The sequence below is a fragment of the uncultured Campylobacter sp. genome, assembly GCF_938030685.1.
Taxonomy (GTDB): domain Bacteria; phylum Campylobacterota; class Campylobacteria; order Campylobacterales; family Campylobacteraceae; genus Campylobacter_B.
This window is the reverse complement of sequence record NZ_CALHHX010000080.1, coordinates 1-18,746: the sequence shown is the minus strand read 5'-3', so window position 1 is coordinate 18,746 and position 18,746 is coordinate 1. Positions and strand designations below refer to the sequence as shown.

General features: G+C 48.2%; 16 protein-coding genes and 2 pseudogenes. 13 read left to right on the top strand and 5 right to left on the bottom strand.

What is annotated here, in order from left to right:
* The 4 genes from Q0369_RS03645 to yajC form a co-directional block, all read right to left on the bottom strand.
* A partial coding sequence (locus Q0369_RS03645) for a DUF6394 family protein (RefSeq protein WP_298096132.1) occupies positions 1-244 on the bottom strand: 244 nt, incomplete at its 3' end.
* Between the two features lie 9 nt (positions 245-253).
* A complete protein-coding gene (gene secF / locus Q0369_RS03640) occupies positions 254-1,222 on the bottom strand; it encodes a protein translocase subunit SecF (RefSeq protein ID WP_298096129.1) in 969 nt (322 codons plus the stop codon).
* Positions 1,206-2,810 (bottom strand): protein translocase subunit SecD, encoded by a 1,605-nt coding sequence (secD, locus tag Q0369_RS03635; protein ID WP_298096126.1) that lies wholly within the window; start codon positions 2,808-2,810, stop codon positions 1,206-1,208. Before secD ends, secF begins: the two co-directional genes overlap by 17 nt.
* Complete coding sequence (gene yajC / locus Q0369_RS03630; RefSeq protein ID WP_295152390.1) at positions 2,800-3,072, bottom strand: preprotein translocase subunit YajC; 273 nt, start codon at positions 3,070-3,072, stop codon at positions 2,800-2,802. Before yajC ends, secD begins: the two co-directional genes overlap by 11 nt.
* Here yajC and Q0369_RS03625 point away from each other — a divergent pair.
* From Q0369_RS03625 to Q0369_RS03585, 9 genes are all read left to right on the top strand, one after another.
* Complete coding sequence (locus tag Q0369_RS03625; RefSeq protein ID WP_298096122.1) at positions 3,048-4,391, top strand: apolipoprotein N-acyltransferase; 1,344 nt, start codon at positions 3,048-3,050, stop codon at positions 4,389-4,391. The two genes, yajC and Q0369_RS03625, sit on opposite strands and share 25 nt — an antisense overlap.
* A gap of 64 nt (positions 4,392-4,455) precedes the next feature.
* Positions 4,456-5,175 carry a UMP kinase gene (pyrH, locus tag Q0369_RS03620; RefSeq protein WP_005872284.1) on the top strand — a complete coding sequence of 240 codons (720 nt, stop codon included), beginning with the start codon at positions 4,456-4,458 and terminating at the stop codon, positions 5,173-5,175.
* A 23-nt stretch (positions 5,176-5,198) separates the two neighbouring features.
* Complete coding sequence (locus Q0369_RS03615) at positions 5,199-5,417, top strand: DNA-directed RNA polymerase subunit omega (RefSeq protein WP_298096120.1); 219 nt, start codon at positions 5,199-5,201, stop codon at positions 5,415-5,417.
* Positions 5,395-7,587 (top strand): RelA/SpoT family protein, encoded by a 2,193-nt coding sequence (locus Q0369_RS03610; RefSeq protein ID WP_298096117.1) that lies wholly within the window; start codon positions 5,395-5,397, stop codon positions 7,585-7,587. Before Q0369_RS03615 ends, Q0369_RS03610 begins: the two co-directional genes overlap by 23 nt.
* Before the next feature lie 14 nt (positions 7,588-7,601).
* Positions 7,602-8,807, top strand: coding sequence for a tyrosine--tRNA ligase (gene tyrS, locus Q0369_RS03605; RefSeq protein WP_298096113.1), 1,206 nt, complete (start codon positions 7,602-7,604; stop codon positions 8,805-8,807).
* Positions 8,807-9,895, top strand: coding sequence for a nitronate monooxygenase (locus tag Q0369_RS03600; protein ID WP_298096110.1), 1,089 nt, complete (start codon positions 8,807-8,809; stop codon positions 9,893-9,895). Before tyrS ends, Q0369_RS03600 begins: the two co-directional genes overlap by 1 nt.
* A complete protein-coding gene (locus Q0369_RS03595) occupies positions 9,879-11,717 on the top strand; it encodes an N-acetylmuramoyl-L-alanine amidase (protein WP_298096105.1) in 1,839 nt (612 codons plus the stop codon). Before Q0369_RS03600 ends, Q0369_RS03595 begins: the two co-directional genes overlap by 17 nt.
* Positions 11,718-12,383: 666 nt before the next feature.
* Positions 12,384-13,052 carry a hypothetical protein gene (locus Q0369_RS03590; RefSeq protein ID WP_298096102.1) on the top strand — a complete coding sequence of 223 codons (669 nt, stop codon included), beginning with the start codon at positions 12,384-12,386 and terminating at the stop codon, positions 13,050-13,052.
* Positions 13,049-13,246: a hypothetical protein gene (locus Q0369_RS03585; RefSeq protein ID WP_298096099.1), complete on the top strand. Its 198-nt coding sequence runs from the start codon at positions 13,049-13,051 to the stop codon at positions 13,244-13,246. The genes Q0369_RS03590 and Q0369_RS03585 overlap by 4 nt, the downstream gene beginning before the upstream one ends.
* 231 nt (positions 13,247-13,477) lie before the next feature.
* Here the strand turns inward: Q0369_RS03585 and Q0369_RS03580 are convergent, their stop codons facing one another.
* The gene (locus Q0369_RS03580) at positions 13,478-14,584 is read right to left on the bottom strand and encodes an FtsW/RodA/SpoVE family cell cycle protein (RefSeq protein ID WP_005872296.1); all 1,107 of its coding nucleotides are present in this window, start codon (positions 14,582-14,584) and stop codon (positions 13,478-13,480) included.
* Positions 14,585-14,616: 32 nt separating this feature from the next.
* Between Q0369_RS03580 and Q0369_RS11185 the strand changes: the two are divergent.
* From Q0369_RS11185 to trmB, 4 genes and pseudogenes are all read left to right on the top strand, one after another.
* Positions 14,617-15,270: pseudogene (locus Q0369_RS11185) on the top strand (pseudouridine synthase); the annotation flags it as partial.
* A 528-nt stretch (positions 15,271-15,798) separates the two neighbouring features.
* A pseudogene (locus tag Q0369_RS11180) lies at positions 15,799-16,125 on the top strand (RluA family pseudouridine synthase); the annotation flags it as partial.
* On the top strand, positions 16,055-16,720 hold the full coding sequence (locus tag Q0369_RS03565) for a fibronectin type III domain-containing protein (protein WP_298096096.1): 666 nt from the start codon (positions 16,055-16,057) through the stop codon (positions 16,718-16,720). The pseudogene Q0369_RS11180 and the gene Q0369_RS03565, both read left to right, overlap by 71 nt.
* A gap of 3 nt (positions 16,721-16,723) precedes the next feature.
* Positions 16,724-18,746: tRNA (guanosine(46)-N7)-methyltransferase TrmB (gene trmB / locus Q0369_RS03560; protein WP_298096093.1), on the top strand; the 2,023-nt coding region annotated here is incomplete at its 3' end.

Below are 18,746 nucleotides of genomic sequence, written 5' to 3'. Positions count from 1 at the left end.
ACAGATCTCCCGGCGCTACTACAATCAAAACGAACGCCGGTATGAGATGCAGATCTGCTACGAGCGAGCTTGCGAAAAGCTCGGCCGCGAGCATATTTCGCACGCCTACCTTCAAAAGCGTCGAGACCGCATTTACGCTAGTTGCTATGAAAAGTAAAATTTCATTCTTCTCATACAAAAACCCGCCTATCGTAGTCATACTCATAAGCGCAAAAAATATGTAAATTACCCTTCCCCAGTTCATCTTTTATCCTTACACCGTGCCTTTTTCATACATGGCGCGATTCTTTTCTTTCTCTTTGATACGGCGCTGTTTTTCGGCTAAAAACGCGCGGTACTTTTCAACGTTAAATTTAAACAAAATCAGCATCGGAGCAGCTACAAATACGGAGCTGAAAGTTCCTGCTATGACGCCCACTAACATCACGAAGCTAAAGCCGTGGATCATCTCACCGCCCCAGACAAATAAAATCACGATGACGATGAGAGTCGTAAGCGAAGTAAGCAGCGTGCGCGATAGCGTGTGAGAGATCGATTCGTTTATAACCTCATCAAGCTTAATCGATTTACTATCTTTTACACCTTCTCGAATTCTATCGAAAACAACGATGGTATCGTTTAGCGAATAGCCCATTATGGTTAGTAGTGCAGCTAGAATTTCAAGGTTGAAATCCACGCCGGCTAAAATCATCGCGCCTACGGCAACTACGACGTCGTGCAGATCTGATAATACGGCTGCAATCGCAAATCTCCACTCAAACCGCAGGGTGATATAAACCAAAATGAGCGCAAACGACACACATACCGCTAAAATTCCGTTTGTGCGAAGCTCCTCGCCGACTTTAGGACCTACGATATCGACTTTGCGAATGTCGAAATTTCCGCTGCCTTGCAAAATTTTTTGCGCCGCTAAGGCGGGATTATCGCCCAGTTCACTCGCAGCGCCTGAATATCTAATCGTAACTTCTTGATCGCTGCCGAATTCTGTAACGTTGATATTGCCTAAATTTGCCGCCTCGAAGCGCTTTCTGATCTCATCAAGCGGTGCTTTAGCGTCGTATTTAACCTGAATGAGCGTACCGCCGCTAAAATCGATGCCGTAATTAACGCCTTTAATGAAAAATAGCGCAATAGAGCCTATTATCAAAACAGCAGAAAGCGCAAAGGTAAAATATCTAAATTTCATAAAATCATAAATTTTGCCCTTATCGAACACTTGCATTTGCGCCTCCTCTTACTTTATAACCGAGCCAAAGCGCGGTATTTTTGCTCTTTTCCATCTTATCCATTACTAACTCAAACATTCCGTGAGTGCCTAAAATAGCTGTTATCATCGACGCTACGATACCGATGCTCATCGTAACGGCAAAGCCCTTCACCGGACCCGTGCCGTAAGCATAAAGCGCAGCAGAAGTAATTAGCGTAGTGATATTTGAATCCACGATCGCGCTCATCGCGTTTTCATAGCCTTTATTTATACTTTGGCGGATCGAAACTCCCGTCCTTAGCACCTCTCTAACGCGCTCGTTAATGATGACGTTCGCATCTACCGCCATTCCTATAGTTAGTACGATTCCCGCCATTCCAGGAAGCGTCAAAGTAGCGCCGAATAGCGCCATACAAGCGATCAGAAATAAAATATTGACTACAAGCGCGATGTCCGCAAAAAGCCCCGCCACACCATAGTAGAAAATCATAAAGATCAAAATCGCAACCGCCGCCAAACTAAGCGCCGCCATGCTCTTATCGATGCTATCTTGTCCTAGGCTAGGACCGATGCTGCGCGTTTCGGATACTTTGACGGGGGCCAAAAGCGCGCCGCTTCTAAGCGCGATCGCCACGTCGTGCGCCTCCTCGACGCTAAATCCGCCGCTGATCTGACCGCTGCCGCCGCCGATACGCTCGTTTATACGCGGTGCGGAGTAAACCTTACCGTCAAGTACGATAGCTAGGCGTTTGCCGACGTTTTTGCCGGTAAAATCGCCGAAAATTTGAGCGCCTTGAGAGTTGAGCGTAAAATTTATGATCGGCTGGTTGGTGTGCTGATCAAAAGCTACCTTCGCATCAACTAGCATCGCGCCATCAAGTACCGGAATTTCGTTTATGAGATACTTGTAATTCGGATTTTTAACGTCTGGATAGATCACGTCGCCGTAGGCTCTAGCATCCGCTGCGCTAATAGTTTGCGCGCGGTCTTGGCGCACGTCGTCCACCGCCATAAGCTGCAAGTGGGCCGCTTTGGCGATCAGATCCTTGGCGCGCTGCTCATCCGCTGCACTTTTAACGCCCGGAAGCTCAACCAAAATATAACTCTCGCCCTGCTTTGCTACCGTTGGCTCCGCAAGTCCGAATTGATCCAAGCGGTTTCGGATAGTTTCTACGGCCTGTTCAATCGCGTACTTTTTAGTCGCTTCTACCTCCTCGGGCGTTAGCGTGATGCGGTATTTTTCGCCAGATTTTTGAATGTCTAATCCGCTTGCGGCACTATGCAAAATCGCATCAAATTTAGAAGCCTCGTCCGCGTCTAAAATTTCAAACTCGAACGAATCGCCTTCCAATTTTAGCCCGTCCATCAGCAGATCATCGCGCTTAGCGGCGTAATTGACGCTAGCGGCGATCGATTTGATCTTTGAAACGACCGCCTCGTCGCTTTGAACTTCTAAAAGCATATGCAGACCACCTTGTAGATCCAAACCCAAGTTTATCTTGCTTCCCTTTTCGGTCTGAAAGATCGAAGGCGCGGCAAAAATCGCCGAAAAGATCACCGCAGCCAAAAAGATCAGCAGGCGGTATGAAATTTTACTGCTCATCTAATTTTCTTGCCACAAATTGTTTATCCAGCTCAACCATGACCTCATCGTTAAGCTTAACTGTGATAAAATCATTGCTTGTTTTCACGACCGTGCATTTTATGCCACCGCTAGTTATGATCTTATCGCCTTTGCCGAGCGCATCGACCATCGCTTTATGATCCTTGGCCTGCTTTTGCTGCGGTCTGATAATCAAAAAATACATAATCGCAAAGATTACGACGATAGGCAGGATTGATGCAAAGAAGTTTCCTTGTTCCATGTGTTTCCTTCATTAGAAATTTAAAAAGTAGCTATTTTACATTAAGTTACATAAATAAAGGCTTTGTTCTTGCCCTTGCGCTTTCAAATTTTATTTTCGTAGAAATTTTAAGCTCTAAATTTGACGGTTTAATCGCCCTAGCGGCGGAATTTTTCTCGCCTTTAATTGCGATAGCAGCACTTTTTTATCTACTAAAAGCAAGCAAGGCGGAGTGGTTTTGGTGCGGATTTTTTATCGGCGCGCTGTGGATGCACTGGATCAGCTTCAGTCTGATCTATTTTAATCTCGCGTTTTTGATCCCGCTTGAAATTCTCGGAATTTGCCTCGTTTACGCCTTTATTTTCCGCATCTTTGCGATCTTTGACGCGCCGGTTTTGCGCGCTGCGTGCCTTTTGATTCTAAAATTTATTCACCCTTTCGGCTTTGATTGGCTAAATTTTGAACTACTGCTAAGCCATGGAATTTTTAGAGCCGATCTTAGCGCGCTGGCTCTGATTTTAGCGGGACTTTGCGCGGTTTTGTATCTACGTGGGCGCGGTATTGCGACTAAGCTTAATACCGCGATCTTTGCGGTATTTTTGATCTGCGCGCTGCAATTTAGCCAAAAAGAGGCCGAGCCGCTGCCGATTAAAATTTCACTCGCAAACACCGATATTTCGCAGTATGACATCTGGGCAAAGGATAAAATTTTATCCGCTGCATTGGCAAATTTAGCCAGGATTGATGATGCGATCGCAGCGGGACAGGACGCGATAATTTTGCCCGAGAGCGCCTTTGCGATGCCGCTAAATTTAGAAAACGTACTAGTCGAAACTCTAAAGGAAAAATCGCGCGCAATTACTATCGTAGCGGGCGCGGAAGCGTATGAGAACGGGAAATTTTACAACAGCGCCTATCTTTTTGCAAACGGGGAAATGAAGCGCTTCGATAAGCATATTTTGGTGCCGTTTGGCGAAATGGTGCCGCTGCCTGAATTCGCGCGAAATTTCATAAACCGCGTGCTGTTAGGCGGCGCGACCGATTTTTCGACGGCTAGCGGCTTTAGCGACTACGAGCTTGGCGGGCGAAGCGTAAGAAGCGCCGTTTGCTACGAGGCTACGCGCGCAGAGCTTTACGAAGGCTCGCCCAAATACGTCGTAGCGATCAGCAATAACGGCTGGTTCGTGCCGAGCTACGAGCCCTATTTGCAGCGCCTCATAATCCGCTACTACGCGAGCTTGCACGGTACATTGATCTATCACGCCGTAAACGGCAGCGCTAGCGAGATAATCGCTCCGAAAAAGATCTGGATAAACCGCCTTAAAGATCATCTAAAATAGCCTAAAAAGTTATTTTTAAACGACTTTTGGGTAATATTTTAAAATTTTATTAGGAGCTAAATTTATGGCTAAATACAATCGCATACTCGTAAAATTTTCGGGCGAAGCGCTAGCGGGAGAGAACGGCTTTGGGATCGACAGCGAAATTTTAAAATTTATCGCTAAAGAGATCAAGCAGCTCGTAGAGGGCGGCATCGAAGTAGGCATCGTAATCGGCGGCGGCAACATCATAAGAGGCGTAAGCGCCGCAGCTAGCGGTATCATCAAACGCACCAGCGGCGATCATATGGGCATGCTAGCCACCGTCATTAACGCAATCGCTATGAGAGAAGCGCTCGAATACGCAGGCATGGATGTGCGCGTGCAAAGCGCGATAAAGATGGAAGCGATCTGTGAGACCTTCATCATCGGCCGTGCCAAAAGGCACCTCGAAAAAGGTCGCGTCGTGATATTTGCCGCAGGCACGGGGAACCCCTTCTTCACGACCGATACCGCGGGTACGCTCCGCGCTATCGAGATCGGAGCCGACGCCATCATCAAAGCCACCAAGGTAATGGGGATCTACGACAAAGATCCGCAAAAATTTAAAGATGCCAAATTGCTTTCCAAAGTCACTTACGACCAGGCCTTGCACGACAATATCAGGGTGATGGACGATACGGCTATCGCGCTTGCCAAAGACAATGCACTTCCGATCATCGTGTGCAATATGTTTAAGAGCGGAAATTTATACAAAATCGTCGATGGCGGAGATCTAAGCTCCTGCTCGATCGTAAAAAACTAAAATTTTAAATTTAAGGAGAATTGATGAGAACCGAGCAAATTGTAGCTAAGGCCTTAAAAGTAACGGGCGGAGATAGATACAAGCTGTCATTGATGATAAGCAAACGCGCCGAGCAGCTAGCTGCGGGCGAACCGCCGTTAATAGATAACATAGATACTCGCAGGATGAAATTTGCCGATATAGCAATCTTGGAACTAGCCGAAGGTAAGATCGCATTAGATGGAATCGTTGACAAGGATTAATGATAACTTCCTAGAAAGTCTTATCGAAGACGTTGTCGATACCAAAGATATACAAAGCGCTAAGCAGCTGCTTTATAATCTAAAAGAGCCCACTCCGCTGCTGGTGGATGCTATAAATTTATGCATCGCGCAGCACGACGGGCAGTTTCGCAAAAGCGGCGAGCCGTATGCGATCCATCCGATTTTGGTAGCTTGCTTCGTATCTTTTATGGGCGGAGACGACGCAATGGTGATATCTGCGCTACTACACGACGTAGTAGAGGATACAGATTACAGCATCGAGCAGGTTAGACAAAGATTCGGCGACGAAGTAGCCAAAATCGTAGAAGGGCTTACTAAAATCGTAAACATCAGAGAGGATAAATTAGCCCCATCCGGCGATAGCAACGCCAAGCTTCGCACCACGGCGCTTACCTTCCGCAGGATGCTGATGATCTCCATTAACGATCAGCGCGTTTTGGTAGTCAAGCTCTGCGACAGGCTGCACAATATGCTAACTCTAGACGCGCTCCGCCCCGATAAGCAAAAACGCATCGGCGAAGAGACGCTTTTGGTTTACGCGCCGATCGCGCACAGGCTTGGAATTTCATCGATCAAAAACGTGCTTGAAGATCTTAGCTTCAAATACGTCATGCCTAAAGAGTATTCTGCGATCGCCGATTACGTCGAGGAACACAAGCAGCAGCTTCAGATGAGCTTGAGCAAATTTAGCGAAAAGATCAAGGAGTATATGCTTTCAAACGGCTTTAGCGAGGGCAGCTTTGAGATCCAAAAGCGGATGAAGCACTACTACTCGATCTTTTTAAAGATGCAGCGCAAAGGAATTTCGATCGAGGAGGTGCTCGATCTTTTGGCTATCCGCATCATCGTGCAAAAGCCGATGGATTGCTACTTAGCTCTGGGCATAATCCATACTAAATTTAATCCGCTGATCTCGCGCTTTAAGGATTATATCGCGCTTCCGAAGCAAAACGGCTACCAGACGATCCACACAACAGTCTTTAACGAAAGTATGATCGTAGAGGTGCAGATCCGCACCTTTGATATGCACAACACCGCGGAATTCGGCGTCGCCGCGCACTGGAAATATAAATATAGCGGCTCGATCAATCCGAAGCTTGATTGGCTAAACGACATCGGCATGCAAGAAGAGGACGACGCCAACGCCGAGGATCTTTACGAATATGCTAAAGACAGCCTCTACGTCGAGGATATCGCCGTGTATTCGCCCAAGGGCGGAATTTTTACATTGCCGCGCGGCGCTACGGCGCTTGATTACGCCTACGAGATACACTCTCAAGTGGGCTTAAAAGCGACCGAGGCCTTTATAAACCGCGTCAAGGTGCCGCTATTAACGGAGCTTAAAAACGGGGATATCGTTCATATCATCACCGGAAACGAGCCACACTACCGCTGCAGCTGGCTAAGCTCTGTAAAAACGGGCAAGGCGCGCGCAACGATAAAGGCATTTTGCAAGCAAAAGATCAGAGATATAAATTTTGAAGTAGCGATTAAAATTTTATGCGCGATCTTTACGACGAGTAAGGAGAGCATTCTAAGCTGGCTCGAGAAGGAAAATTTAAGCAAAAAGATCGGCAAAGCGGCGTATGACTCGGTATTTTTAAAAGACGTCGTAAACGCGCTTAAAAAATACCCGCTCAAAGAGAAATTTTTCAATATGAAATTTCGAAGCAAGTATGAGATCGAGAAGCAAAAATTTGACAACATCGTGGTATATTCAAATTTTAAAATCGACGAGGTTGAGTTTGATTACTGCTGCAACCCAAAGCGTGGCGACGACATCATCGGCTTTCGCAACGGACACGGCGTGACGGTGCATCATAAGCTGTGCGAACGTGCAAGCGAGCTAATCAAAACCGATGAGATGATCTTCGTAAAATGGACGCGTAATGCGCCGCACCGCTATAAGATCATATTAAATTTAGAAAACAAGCGCGGCTCGCTGGCGACGTTTTTGAACTATTTAGTCAAGCTCGAGGTCGATCTAGTGTCGATAAGCCTCAACGAAAATAGCGAGACGACGTCGGATTATTTTGAGATTATCATCGAGCTAAACGAAAATTTAGACTCCACGGAGATTAAAGACAAACTCAAAAACCGCTTTAAAATCGTGGATTTCGTATCACTTACGGACGTATATAAAAACTAAATAAGGGAGAGCAAATGGCTGACATTCAAGGCATTATGGAAAATTTTAAGCGCGGCGTCGCGGAGATCATCGGCGAAGAGCAGATTGAGGCGCTGATTAGGCGCTATTACGACAGCGGCGAGGTCTTTTACGTCAAAATCGGCATGGACCCCACTGCTGCGGATCTACACCTAGGACACGCCGTCGTGCTAAATAAGCTTGCATTTTTGCAAAATCACGGCGCGATCGTGCAGTTTCTAATCGGCGATTTTACCGCTCAAATCGGCGATCCTACGGGTAAGAGCGAGACGCGCAAAAAGCTAGCGCGCGAAGTCGTGCTTCAAAACGCCAAAACCTACGAGCAGCAGGTCTTTAAAATTTTAAATCCAGCCAAAACTAAGGTAATGTTTAACTCCGAATGGACCAACCGCCTGGGTGCTAGCGGTATGATCGAGCTATCAAGCACTTTTAATGTTGCCAGGATGCTCGAGCGCGACGACTTCGAGAAGCGCTACAAGGCAGAGCAGCCGATCAGCATCAGCGAGTTTATGTATCCGCTACTGCAGGGATACGACAGCGTTTGCATGAAATGCGATATAGAATTCGGCGGCACCGATCAGAAATTTAATCTTTTAATGGGTCGCCAGCTGCAAAGAATTTATGATGTCGGCAAGGAACAAAGCGTCGTGATGATGCCGCTTTTGGTAGGTACCGACGGCACGAATAAGATGAGCAAGAGCCTTGGTAACTACATCGGCGTAACCGATACGCCTCATGATATGTACGGCAAGGTAATGAGTATCAGCGATGCGTTAATGTGGGATTGGTATAATCTACTAAGCCAAAAGAGCAGCGAAGATATTGAGCTAATAAAAGGCTTTGTAGGGGATGGCTCGATCCACCCTAAGGCGGTTAAGGAGGAGCTTGCCTCCGAGATCGTCACGCAATTTTATGACGAAAACACCGCCTTTGAAGCCAAGCAGGAATTTGACCGCGTCCACGGTGCTGGCGAGCTTCCTAGCGAGATCAAGGAATATCACGTAAGCTCGCCTGCATGGATCGTAAAGGCGCTAATTAGCTGCAAGCTTGCCGTCTCTAGCTCGGATGCGCGCAGGCTGATAAAATCAAACGCCGTCAGTATCGATCAAAATAAAATTTTAGATGAGCAGCTTCAGCTTAGCTCGGGCGAATATACGCTTCAAGTAGGGAAGAAAAAATTCGCCAGATTAAAGGTAGATTAATGAGTATAAAAATAGGCAAACACGAGATTGCGCACCCGATAATTCAAGGCGGGATGGGACTTGGTATCAGCTGGGACAATCTCGCCGGCAATGTCAGCCTAAACGGCTGCTTAGGCGTGATTAGCTCGGTCGGCACAGGCTACTACGAAAATCTTAAATTTGCCAAAAAATCGCTCGAGGGCAGACCCTATCAAAGCGAGAATTTTTATAGCAAAGAGGCGCTTTTTACCATCGTGCAAAACGCCCGTAAAATTTGCGGCAACGCGCCTTTGGGGATGAACGTAATGTGTGCGGCGAACGACTACGAGCGCATCGTGCGCGACACGTGTGAGGCAGGCATCGACGTTATCATTAGCGGCGCGGGACTTCCTACCAATCTGCCGGAATTTACGGCAGATTTTCCAGACGTTGCACTCGTGCCTATAGTCTCCTCAGCTAAGGCTCTTAAGATCATCGCCAAACGCTGGAAGCAGCGCTATGACCGTATCCCGGACGCCGTAGTGCTTGAGGGCCCTCTTAGCGGCGGACATCAGGGCTTTACCTACGAGCAGTGCGGCGATCCCGCGTTTGCGCTGGATAATCTAATCCCGCAAGTAAAAGCGGAGATTGCGCAATGGGGCAGCTTCCCGCTATTTGTCGCAGGCGGAATTTGGGATAAAACTGACATCGATCGCGTGAAGTCTTTGGGCGCCGACGGCGTGCAGATGGGTACGCGCTTCATCGGCACCTTTGAATGCGACGCCGCGGAGGAATTTAAGCAAGTGCTTCTTAACGCCAAAAAAGAGGACATCCAGCTTCTAAAATCACCCGTAGGCTATCCCGCGCGCGGCATTCATACCAATCTGCAAGATATGATCACCGCAGGCACGGCGCCTAAGATCCGCTGTATCAGCAACTGCGTAAGCCCTTGCGAGCGCGGCAAAGGCGCTAATGCCGTAGGATACTGCATCGCAGACCGCTTAAGCGACGCGTATCTTGGCAAAACGCAAAGCGGTCTGTTTTTTACCGGTGCGAACGGATGGCGATTAAACGAGATAATATCCGTGAAGGAATTGATAGAAAAACTTGTAAATGGCGAAGATAATTAAAATTTTTCTAATCGCAGCTTTTAGCTGCGTATTGGCGTTTGGAGCTTCCAGTGAGGCGTTTTTTGCGAAATTCGACAAGGATTTTATCGTAGCGACGCCGAATTACAAGCGCTCGCTGCACAAGGAGCTAAAATCGCTCTACCAAGGCGCGTCCGATAAAGAGGTCCGCATCAAAGCGCTAAAGAGGCTGGTTTACAGCTCGAAAAATTTAGGGCTCGACTCCTCGCCTTATGAATCTGCGCTAGCCAAATTACAAGGCAAAGCAAGCGATAGCAGCACGAATTCTAAAAAGCTCAAAGATGAAAACGCAAAAAATTCCAAAAGCTCGGACGAGAAAAATGCTTCAAATTTAGCGCATAACCCCAAAGCTCCCGCCTCCAAAAATTCTAAGAATTCAAAAAATTCCACTTCCAAAAATCTCAAAAAGACGCGCGCGCCAGAAGAAGCCGATCTAAGCTCACTATCTAGCGAGGATTTGGAGTTTTTACGCTCCACTAGGCCCCGCGGCGCGGACGACGCAAAAAATTCAACAGACGATGCGCATAGCAGCGACTCAAGCGAAAATCCCGCAGGAGCCGATGACTCCTTACAAGCGCAGAATTCCGCGGATAGCGCTGCGACCGAACGATTAGATTCTGAGCTTCGCAAAAACAGTATAAAAAAATCCGCCCCCGATGCCAAACTCGCTTTAGCATCACTGCGCGGCGATGCGGATGAGATCGTGCTTGAGTTTAACCGCGATCTAAAGCGCGGCGATTATAAAGATTTTACGATCGCAAGTAGCGATAATTTTCGCTTCGTGATTGATTTTAGCGCGCGGCAAAAATCGCAAAAAATACGGCTTAAAGATAGCTTTGTTAGCGATGTGCGCGTCTCGCAATACAACGACAAGACCGTGCGCATCGTACTTAGCGATCCGAAAGAATTCAACGCAAACGTTGAAATTAACGGCAATATGATGATTTTAAGTACGGCTGAAGGCTTAAAAGCCGCAAAATCTGCGCGCGCAGAAAAAAACAAGGATCAAAAATCAGGGCGCAATCGCAGACGCGAGCAAGATAGCGAGCCGCAAATCAGCACGATAGATGATGCGCAAGGGGCCAAAACCGCATCCGTGGCTGCCGGTAAAATTTACAAATCCACTAAGGGCAAACTCATCGTAATCGACCCCGGTCACGGCGGCAGCGATTCGGGCGCGGTCGGGAACGGGCTGAAGGAAAAAAACGTCGTGCTAGCCACATCCAAAAAGCTCGGCGCGCTGCTTACCAAGCGCGGATACAAGGTGCTTTATACGCGCAGCACCGACGTGTTTATAAATTTAAGGTCGCGCACCGCTTTCGCCGCTAAAAAAAACGCCGATATGTTTATTTCGATCCACGCAAACGCCGCTCCTAACGCAAGCGCAGCATCCAGAATGAGCGGCGTGGAGACCTTTTTCTTAAGCCCGGCTAGAAGCGAGCGCAGTAAAAACGCCGCGGCACTCGAAAATAGGGGAGATTTGGAGGATATGAATACCTTCTCGAAGCAGACCTTCCTAAATTTTTTAAACCGCGAGAAGATAATCTCTTCAAACAAGCTTGCCATCGATATTCAAAGCTATATGCTAAGCTCGGTCAAAAAGAGCTTTTCAAGCAGAGACGGAGGCGTGCGCGAGGCGCCATTTTGGGTGTTGGTGGGCGCTACGATGCCCGCGGTGCTCGTGGAGATGGGCTACATCACGCACCCGCAGGAGGGTAAAAATTTAGGCAAAAGCGCCTATCAAGACCGCATCGCCCAAGGCATCGCAAACGGCGTGGACGCGTACTTTCAGAAAAACAAGTGATGAAATTTTACGCGCTGCGCATTTTGCGAGCAAGATAAAATTTTATTTTGGCGCCGAGATTTGCCCCGCAGATATAGTTTAGCGGGCACGACAGATCTTGCGATAAACAAAGCGCGAAGGCGTAAATTTAAAATTTAAAGCCCACCGCGCTAAATTTAAAGCAAAACGTGCGGCGCTTGCATGCAAATTTCGCTCGCGTGCAAATATTTACTGCGAGCGGGTAAAATTTTTTTGCGGAGCGTCTTGCGGCGCCACGAGCTAAGGACGTATACGGCTTAGATGCGGATTTTAACACGGTTCCGCGTAAAATTTTAAAGCACGGACTTGGCTCCACTTGCTCAGCAGAGTGCGACTGGCGGTAAAATTTACCGACAGAATCACATTTAAGCCGTGCGAAAATAGCGATTTTATCGCACTAACGCAAGTCGTGTTTCAAACCGCGTCCGTGCAATTAGGATTGCGTTTAAGTTATGAGCGTGTATATTGAGCCAGTCGCGCTTAAAACAGCACGGTCGCGCCCTAAAATTTCGCGCTATGTCCGCAGGACGCGCGATATTTGCGTAATGCTGCGAACGCGGCAGTTGCAACGCGCCGATGCCTGCGCTCTATGTGCATTAAAGGTGCAGCTGAATCGTAAATTTAAAGATAAAATTTAAAAGGTCCAAAATGAAAAAAATCGTATTTTTGATCCTGCTTTTCGCAGCCGTCGCGCTCGCACTCTACGTCACTTCGCGCGTAAATCCGAGCCTTTTTTCTGAGATCAAAATCCTAGGCGCGCTGCTAAACGCCACGATCTTCGGCGTCGCGCTCATCGCCTTAGCGATCGGCGAAAAGGAGCTCGTGCGCTTTCCGTTTCTTACTGCCTCGCTACTGGCGCTGTTTTCGGGGCTAGTGGAGGGCGTGCTGCTCTTCGAAAACCGCTACTACATCGCGATCACCGCGGTGGCATTCGTCGCCTTCATCTTTTATCTACAGATCAAGCACAAAAGATTTTCAAACAAAGCTTATAAAAATTCTGCGGACGAGAGCTCTAAAAATTTAGATGAGAGCGCAAATTTAAAAGACGCGGATTTCTGCGACGCAAAAGAGGCGCGGGAGCCGCAAAGCAAAGACGCTGCGACGGATGAAATTTTAAACTTTAAAAGCGGCGATGAAATTTTAAATTCCAATGACGATCTCGGTGAAAATTCTGTGAGCGGTGCAGATGAAATTTCCGACGAAAATTTTAAAATTTCAAACGACGGCGCGGGCGAAGACGGCGCGGATGAAAATTCCTCGCAAAATTTCAATCAGGGCGGTGAAAATTCCGCGGATGGCGCAAGGCGCGATAGATGATCAAATCCGCGCTGATCGCGCTTGCGGTGATATTTTTGCTGCTTTTAAATTTTGCAAATCTGTTCGGCATGACACGCATAAGCGGGCCGGTGCCTGCGATGATCTGGTTTGCGATCAGCTTCTACGGGGTTTTTATCTATACAAATTTTGCGGCGCAAAGCCCGTCGCGGCGCGGATCGAGATCCTTGCCGTAGCCTTCGTGGGCGGATTTTTCACGAGCATTTTGTACTACGGATTTTTTAATTCGCAAACTTTAGAATTTGCCTTTACATACGCCCTTTTCGCGGTGGTTTTTACGCTCGGTATCGGCGTGATTTTGTAGCGAGCTTTAAATTTGCCCGCTGCTTTAAATTTCACCGCCGAGGCTCAAAATAAACTCGCGCGATTTTGTAGAATTTCAAAATTTATCCGCGCGAGCGCCAAATTTACATCCTTATCTTGTAGGTCTTGTAGTTATCTTTCATCCTAAACGTCAGCAAATTTTGCAAAATTCCAAAGAGGATCATAAAAGTGATGAAGCTGCTGCCGCCGTAGCTGAAAAACGGCAGCGGCACGCCAACGACGGGCGCGAAACCTACCACCATCGAGATATTAACGCCTGTATAAATGAAAATGAGCGAGGCAAGCGCGCTCGTAAAGACCCGTATCAGATAATCGCTTTTGAAATCGTAGTTCAGGCTCAGCAGATGCAGTATCAGCAGTGCATACAGCGCGATCAGCGCGGCAGCCCCTACAAAGCCGAAGCGCTCGATCGTATAAGCGAAGATAAAATCGCTCGTCGCAATCGGTAAGAATTTAAAGTGCGTCTGCGTCGCTTCATCCTTATCCTTGCCGTAGATGCCGCCGTTTCCGATAGCGATGATCGCCTGCTTTACCTGGTAATTAGGCTCCTCGCTGATAAAATCGGCGATGCGCTTTTTTTGATAATCGTGCATGTTTTCGTACAAAATCGGCGAGCTGGCCACAAAAACGATGATCAGCGTAAGCCAAATTTTTTTATCGACGCCGATGATAAAAAGGATCGCAAATCCCGTCAAAAAAAGTATTGCGGCGGTGCCCAGATCGGGCTCTTTCGCGATCAGAACGAAGGGCAGAAGTATGTAAAAACTAAGGCGCAAAAAATCCTTCAGCCCGTAACCGTTTTTCGGCGGCGGATTTTTGTGTATCAGATACATCAGCATCAGGATAAACGCGGGTTTCATCACCTCGCTGGGCTGCAGGGTAAAATGCACGAAAGGGATCTCCAGCCAGCGCCTAGCTCCTAGCTTGCTAACGCCGAAAAAATCAACGCTGAGCAGCAATATGATATTTGTCCAATAAAATATCGGTATGAGATATAAAAATTTGCGTATCGGAAAGAGAAAAAATAGAGTAAAAACGGCAAATCCGACGCCAAAATATACTACCTGTTTTGAAGACAGCACGTCGTTTGCCTCGCTTATTAAAACGTATGAAAAAACCACTATCGGCACGATTAAAAAAGGTTGAATGAAATCAAAATATGCTAAAATCTTTTTGTCAATTTTAAACAACGCTTAATCCTAATTAAAATTTTGACGTAAGAATAGCCAAAAAAGGTATAAATTTGGATAATCTAATATCACAATGCAGCGAAAGACTCGACGTTTTTTTAAGCTCGCAGCTTGGAATTTCGCGCAATCAAATATCGAGCTTAATCAAATCCGCTGCGGTCAAAGTGGACGGAGCCGTGCAGACTAAGCCCGGCTACAAGCTATCTGCGGGCGAGCTCGTACACATCGACTACCCCGCGCCCGCGCCGCAGCAAATGAGCGCGCAACGGCTGGATTTCGACGTTGAAATTTTATACGAGGACGATGATCTGCTCGTGGTAAATAAACCCGCGGGCCTTACCGTCCATCCCGCCGCAAGCGTCAAAGAACCCACGCTCGTGGACTGGCTCAAGTCTCGCGGCTATCTGCTTTCCAGCCTCGGCGGCGAGCTTCGCGCGGGCATCGTGCACCGCCTGGACAAACTTACCAGCGGAGCCCTGCTCGTCGCCAAAAACAACGCCGCGCACGCCGCGCTCTCGGCGCAGCTAAGCGATAAGAGCATGGGGCGGATATACCTCGCGCTCATCGACCTGCCGCTGAAAGAGCCCTGCGTGATCGAGCGACCGATCTCTCGCAACCCCGCAAACCGTCTAAAAATGGGGATCGTGCCCGGCGGACGTAGCGCAAAGAGCGCGTTTTATGAAATTTTAAGCGGAGCGGAATTAACGGAACTTCAAAACTCCGCCGAGAGGTGCGATGAAATTTTAGGCGCAGGCGACGGTACGGCTGCGAACGCAAGCGCAAGTAGAATTTCCACTGAAGAGAAAATTTTGGGCGACGCTATGGATAAAATTTCAACTGGTGATGCGAATAAAATTTCGGCTGTATCCACAGGCAAGGATAAAATTTTAAACGCTAGCAGGGACGCAGATGCGAGTAAAATTTTAGCGACCCACGCAAGCGCGAATCCCAACGCAGGCACGGATAAAATTTTAAATAATCGTGCGGATAACGTGGATGAAATTTCAAATAATTGCATGCAGAGCGCGGATAAAATTTTAATTCAAAGCGCAGATAAAATTCCAAATAACCGCGCGGATAACGCAGATAAAATTTTAACCGCCGATATGAGCGCGGATCAAACCCAAACCGCCCGTCTCGCCGAGAATAAGGCTTTAAATTTTAAAAATCCCGCTCAAAACTATAAGCTGCCGCCGATAAACTTAAAGAGCTTTAATCTCGTCGCGGCGAAGCTCTTCACGGGTCGCACGCATCAGATCCGCGTGCATTTAAGCTCGATAAATCGGCACATTTTGGGCGATCATTTATACGGATTTAAGAGCGAAAACGCTAAAATTAGCAGGATTTTGCTCCATGCCTATTTGCTCTATTTCATCCATCCGCGAAGCGGCAAAGAGGTGAAAATATGCGCGGGCTTGCCGAGCGAATTTCTAAATTTTACGACAAATCAAAAGGTAAAGGATGAAATTTATGAAAAAATTTTACCGACTAACGTTGAGCGCTACTTTAGCGATACTAGCGGGTGGCTGCGCTATGTCTAGCGCGCCTAGTGCAAGCGACGAGAGCCTTCCGCGCGTAGAGGGGATCAGGACGATCACGAGCGACGATGAGATCGGGCTTGAGTGGCCTAGATACGACTCAAATACCGCCGTGTTGGGCTTTGTCGTTTACCGAGCGCCTGCAAGCGGCGGCGAAGCCAAAAAGATCGCCACCATCACAGATCCATACTCCACTCACTACGTAGATACGAGGCTGCAGCCGGGCACTTCGTATAAATACACGGTGCGCACATACGGCGCCAAGGGCGTTTCGGCTCCTTCTCCGGTCGCTATCGCAAGCACGGCGAAGATGTTAGAGTCCGTGCCGTTTGCGCAGGCTATCTACGGGCTTCCGGGCCGCGTTAAGATCATCTGGCGTCCGCATCCGGATCTTCGCGTAAGCTCCTATCTAATCGAGCGCCGTCCTAAGGGAGGCGAGTCGTGGAGCACGATTAAAGAGGTTCGCGGCAGACTTAGTGCTGAGTATATCGACAATATCGATTACGGCGAAGGATACGAATACCGTATTACCGTCAAAACCGAAAACGGAGAGCTGTCCAAGCCTAGTGCAGTCATTGCCGCAGCGCAGGCAGAATAAAGTTTGCCAAATTTTATAACCCAAAGTGTGAGCCTGCCGCCGCTGCCGGCTAGATTCGACGAGACCGAATTTTTAGAAACGGCGCGCGGCAGAAATTTAACGCTCGTGCGAACCAAAAGCTTTGATAGCGAGTTTTTTATCATCGTTAAACCCGGCAGCGGAAAAGTGATAGTAAAGGGCGAAAAGATCACCAAGCCCGCTAAGATCGCTCATCTGCAGCGAGCGCTCGAAATTTTTAAAGAGCGCTTCTGCGGGCGGATCATCTCGCAGTCGTTTGCCTACAAAGACAGCTCGCTTACCGAAAAAACGCCGCTGATTTTGGGCGAGAATGAAATTTTATCCCTCGTAAAAAACTCTAAATTTAATAAAATTTTCATCGAGATCGGCTTCGGCTCGGGCAGACACCTGCTTCATCAAGCGCGCTCAAATCAAAACGCGCTGCTAATCGGCATCGAAATTTACAAACCCGCGATCGAGCAGGTCGCAAAGCTAGCGATCCGCGAGGGGCTGCAAAACATTGCGCTGATTGCCACCGACGCGCGGGTTTTGCTGAGCCTGCTTCCTGCGAGCTGCCTGCAGCGCGTGTTTTTACACTTCCCCGTACCGTGGGACGACGTACCGCACCGCCGCGTCATAAGCGACGAGTTCGCCTCACAGATCGCACGCACGCTCGGGCGCGGCGGCCGCTTCGAGCTTCGCACCGACAGCGAGGAGTACTTCCTCTACGCGATGCAAAAGCTCTCGCCCTACGTTCAGCGCAAAGCGGGCGAAATTTCGCATTTTAAAAACCGCGACGCCGCCGTAGCGAGCAAATACGAGGATCGATGGCGCAAAATGGACAAAGATATCTACGATCTGATCTACGAGAACAAAACCGCGGGATTGGGCGAGCCGCAGCGGTTTGAGATGGAATTTTTAAAATTTGACGCGGCGGCAATCGCGCGAAATTTTAAAAATTCCACCTTCAAAGGCAAGGATTTTTTCGTGCATTTTGAGGAAATTTTTTACTTTGACGCGCAAAAAAGCTTGGACGCGGACGGGATTTGCACGGCGGATGGCGTAAATTTAAGCGGCGCGGGCGAAACGATAAACGACGAGGTTATAAATTTAGACGCGACGCGCGGCGGAAATTTAACCGAGCGTGCTAGCATGGATGAAATTTCAGTAGGCGGCGGCAAAATTTCAGCTACGACAGCGGGCGATAAAATTTCAACTTGCGCGAATGCTACGCAAATTCTAAAAAAAGCAAGCGCTCCACTGAATACAAACCGCGCGGATGAAGCGGGCGTAAATTTAAACGAGGATCGCTTGAGCACAAACGGCGTAAATTTAACGAGCGACGTTCCCGTCGCAGTAAGCGCTAAATTTAGCCGCCCCGCCCCGAGCGAAAAGCGCGCTTTAGCCTGCGAACAGATCGCAACAAGCAGCGCGTTAAATGCTAGCGGCGTGGAAGACGCCCTTACGACGGTCGGCGCAAACGATTCACTAGGCACAAACAATGCGTCCGCAACGATCGGCACAATAGATACTAGCAACGTGTCGAATGCGGGCGGCTCATTCGTAGCGGCCCCAACGAAAGAAAGCACCGCATCAAATGCAACCCACACAGACGAAGCAAACATTACGAAAATTCTAAAAAAAGCAAGCGCCGCGCCTTGCAAAAATGAATTGCAAGCCGAACTAAAAAACGAACTAAACCACGCTGCCGAACTGCAAGCAGAATTACAAAATAAGTCAAATTCTGTCAAGTCACAAGTTGAGCGCCAAAGCGAGCTAAGCCATGACGAGCTACAAGCCGAACACCAAGGCAAATTAAACCGTGCCGAGCAGCAATGGCAAGACAAACCAAGCCGCGTTAAGTCGCAAGACGAATGGCAAAGCGAACCAAGCTGTGCCGAGCCACAAAACGAACGGCAAAGTAAGTCGGGCGCCGCAGAACCGCAAGACGTGCTAATCCTGCTTTCGCTCGGGGCATTCGACTTTCCGCAGCAGTGTTTCATCCGCGCAAACGCAAGCGGCACGCGCT

Coding starts and splice junctions, on each gene's coding strand:
- secF (WP_298096129.1), bottom strand. CDS start 1,222: ATGCAAGTGTTCGATAAGGGCAAAATTTATGATTTTATGAAATTTAGA.
- secD (WP_298096126.1), bottom strand. CDS start 2,810: ATGAGCAGTAAAATTTCATACCGCCTGCTGATCTTTTTGGCTGCGGTG.
- Q0369_RS03625 (WP_298096122.1), top strand. CDS start 3,048: ATGCAAAGAAGTTTCCTTGTTCCATGTGTTTCCTTCATTAGAAATTTA.
- yajC (WP_295152390.1), bottom strand. CDS start 3,072: ATGGAACAAGGAAACTTCTTTGCATCAATCCTGCCTATCGTCGTAATC.
- pyrH (WP_005872284.1), top strand. CDS start 4,456: ATGGCTAAATACAATCGCATACTCGTAAAATTTTCGGGCGAAGCGCTA.
- Q0369_RS03615 (WP_298096120.1), top strand. CDS start 5,199: ATGAGAACCGAGCAAATTGTAGCTAAGGCCTTAAAAGTAACGGGCGGA.
- Q0369_RS03610 (WP_298096117.1), top strand. CDS start 5,395: ATGGAATCGTTGACAAGGATTAATGATAACTTCCTAGAAAGTCTTATC.
- tyrS (WP_298096113.1), top strand. CDS start 7,602: ATGGCTGACATTCAAGGCATTATGGAAAATTTTAAGCGCGGCGTCGCG.
- Q0369_RS03600 (WP_298096110.1), top strand. CDS start 8,807: ATGAGTATAAAAATAGGCAAACACGAGATTGCGCACCCGATAATTCAA.
- Q0369_RS03595 (WP_298096105.1), top strand. CDS start 9,879: ATGGCGAAGATAATTAAAATTTTTCTAATCGCAGCTTTTAGCTGCGTA.
- Q0369_RS03590 (WP_298096102.1), top strand. CDS start 12,384: ATGAAAAAAATCGTATTTTTGATCCTGCTTTTCGCAGCCGTCGCGCTC.
- Q0369_RS03585 (WP_298096099.1), top strand. CDS start 13,049: ATGATCAAATCCGCGCTGATCGCGCTTGCGGTGATATTTTTGCTGCTT.
- Q0369_RS03565 (WP_298096096.1), top strand. CDS start 16,055: ATGAAAAAATTTTACCGACTAACGTTGAGCGCTACTTTAGCGATACTA.